This window comes from Vreelandella salicampi (genome assembly GCF_013415105.1).
GTDB classification, from domain to species: Bacteria; Pseudomonadota; Gammaproteobacteria; order Pseudomonadales; family Halomonadaceae; genus Vreelandella; species Vreelandella salicampi.
Genome location: NZ_JACCDF010000035.1, coordinates 1 through 2,327, shown reverse-complemented (window position 1 = coordinate 2,327; position 2,327 = coordinate 1). Strand labels below are relative to the sequence as shown.

Sequence of the window (2,327 nt, the reverse complement as noted above, 5' to 3'; positions counted from 1 at the left end):
TGTAAGCGATCCAATAACTACATCTAGCCAGTCATTGTTCAGGCGGGTAACGTCTCTTTCCACTGCCAAGGTAGCAGCGTGTTCAGTTCGTCATCGTTGTTGAGGGTAGGCAGTGTCTCGAAGACGTGCTGCAAGTACTCGTAGGGCGAGAGGCCATTCGCTTTGGCGGTTTCGATCAGGCTGTAGATCGCCGCGCTGGCCTGTGCACCGCTGGGGGTGTGGCTGAACAACCAGTTTTTACGCCCCACCACGAACGGGCGGATGGCATTCTCTGCCGGATTGTTGTCCAGCGGGATCAAGCCATCGTCCAGGAACCGGGTCAGGCGGGGCCACTGATGATCCAGGTAGTGAAGGGCTTTCCCCAGTGCACTTTTGGGCAGCACCTGGGCCAGTGACTTGTCGAGCCAGGTGCGAAGTTGATCGATTAACGGGCGGCTCTTCTGGTCACGCAGCGCGTGACGCACGTCGGGCTCAAGCGCCTTGGCCTGTTTTTCCACGCCGTACAGCTTGCGGATCTGGTTCAGCGCCCAGTCCGCTTTGCCGGTCTTACCCTTGGGCTGCACCTTCTGGGCCTCGACGAACTTACGCCGGGCATGCGCCCAGCAGCCCGCATGGGTGATCCCATTGCGGCGCACAACCTCGGCGTAGCCTTCATAGCCATCGGTGATTAAGCGACCTGCATAGTCGCCCAACAGATCAACGGGCACCCGTCCGGCGCGGCTGGCGGCGTAGTCGAACAGAACGACTTGTTGGCCCGGCGGCCCACCGCGCTGCACCCACATGTAAGACGTGGCACTCGCTTTACGATCCGCTTCTTGATTCACCTGGAGCGTCGTCTCGTCCATGTGGATCAGCGGTGCGCTGAGCAGGTGATGACGTAACGTCTCGATCAATGGGGTGATGCGTTCACCGGCCTGCACCATCCAGCGGGCCAAGGTATTACGGGGGATCTCAGCCCCATGGCGGGCGAAGAGCTGGCTTTGCCGATACAGCGGCAAGGCATCCTGGTATTTGGCTGTGGCCACGTAGGCCAGCAGCGTGGCGCTGGCATTGCTTTTGGGGAGTAGCTTGGCGGGGGCTGCGGCGATCTTGACGCCCTCTTCGCAGGTTCGGCACGCATACTTGCGCCGGACATGACGGATCACCTCGACCCGTGCGGGCACCACGTGAAGTTCCTCGCTAACCGCTTCACCAATGACCGTTAACGCGGTGCCATCGTCCTGACAGTGGCGAGCTTCTTCAGAGAGTTCATGCACCACCTCAACCCGTGGAAGTTCGGGCGGCAACGCCACCCGGCCACCCCGGGTTCGGCGCGTCGTCGGCGTGGCGGGCTCGGCCGCGGTGTCATCCACGACATCGTTGTCTGTCGCCTCGGTGGCGCCGTCTTCCTCGTCAACCGCCACTTCGGCTTCGTTGATCAGCAAGTCTTTCTGATCCACCTGATACTTCTCAGTGGAAGGGCCGAACTGACGCTCCAGGGCCAACCGGAACTGTTCAAACAGCGATTGCTTGGTGGCTTCCCACTGGGCTTCCTTTTTCTCCATCAACGCCAATAGCCGCGCATTTTCAGCGTCAGCAGCGGCCAACTTGCGCTCAAGCTGGGTGATCGTTGTTGAGGAGGAATCGGCGTTTTTCATACCGCCTAGTTTACCAAAAACGCCGCTAAAACAGGAGTAAAAAAGCTAACCAACCTGCTGAAAATCCAACGCTTTGTGGGGTTGCATCGCCTTCAGATTCACACCATCCAGCAGCCAGTTAAGTTCCTGGCCCGTCAGCGTCACCGTGTCGCCTTCCAGGTGTGTTGGCCACTTAAAGCGTTCGCGTTCCAGCCGCTTGTACCACACCACAAAACCGTTACGCTCCCAAAACAGCAGCTTCACCTTATCGCGTTGGCGATTACCGAACACAAAGAGCGCCTGCTCGAACGGATTCAAATCCATGGCCTCCTGCACCAGCAGGGCCAACCCATCGATTTGTTTCCGCATATCCACAGGCTCGCGGCACAGGTACACCGTCAGATCGGTACCGGGGCGGATCATGTCACCACCTCCACCGATAAAAATCGCGCGGGGCGGCAACGTGGTGGCACCGGTAACCCTTGCACACTTAACCGCCTTTCCCACATCAGCAGGTCGGTGAGGGTTAACGCCTGTGAGTCGGCGTAATCACTTAACGGCATGTTCCGAGCCGAAGCAACGTAAAGATGCCCTAACCAAAAGGCCTGGGTCGGGTTGAGTTCACAGCGCATGAGGATCTCCAAACCAAAGAGATCGTCAGTGTGATCAGCACTGATTAGCTTGCCTAGATGGGTTTAATGGCTCGCTTAC

At 58.6% G+C, this 2,327-nt stretch carries 3 protein-coding genes; all 3 read right to left on the bottom strand.

Going from position 1 to position 2,327, the window contains the following annotated elements:
- Nucleotides 1-38: 38 nt before the first annotated feature.
- The 3 genes from tnpC to HZS81_RS17850 are packed head-to-tail and all read right to left on the bottom strand — an operon-like array spanning nt 39 to nt 2,248.
- Nucleotides 39-1,637 (bottom strand): IS66 family transposase, encoded by a 1,599-nt coding sequence (gene tnpC, locus HZS81_RS17860; protein WP_179931873.1) that lies wholly within the window; start codon nt 1,635-1,637, stop codon nt 39-41.
- A 45-nt stretch (nt 1,638-1,682) separates the two neighbouring features.
- On the bottom strand, nt 1,683-2,039 hold the full coding sequence (gene tnpB, locus HZS81_RS17855; RefSeq protein WP_179931872.1) for an IS66 family insertion sequence element accessory protein TnpB: 357 nt from the start codon (nt 2,037-2,039) through the stop codon (nt 1,683-1,685).
- The gene (locus HZS81_RS17850) at nt 2,036-2,248 is read right to left on the bottom strand and encodes a hypothetical protein (protein ID WP_179931871.1); all 213 of its coding nucleotides are present in this window, start codon (nt 2,246-2,248) and stop codon (nt 2,036-2,038) included. Before HZS81_RS17850 ends, tnpB begins: the two co-directional genes overlap by 4 nt.
- Nucleotides 2,249-2,327 lie beyond the last annotated feature (79 nt).

What these genes read in the sequence shown, in the direction of transcription:
- tnpC (WP_179931873.1), bottom strand. Translation starts at nt 1,637, where the DNA reads ATGAAAAACGCCGATTCCTCCTCAACAACGATCACCCAGCTTGAGCGC.
- tnpB (WP_179931872.1), bottom strand. Translation starts at nt 2,039, where the DNA reads ATGATCCGCCCCGGTACCGATCTGACGGTGTACCTGTGCCGCGAGCCT.
- HZS81_RS17850 (WP_179931871.1), bottom strand. Translation starts at nt 2,248, where the DNA reads ATGCGCTGTGAACTCAACCCGACCCAGGCCTTTTGGTTAGGGCATCTT.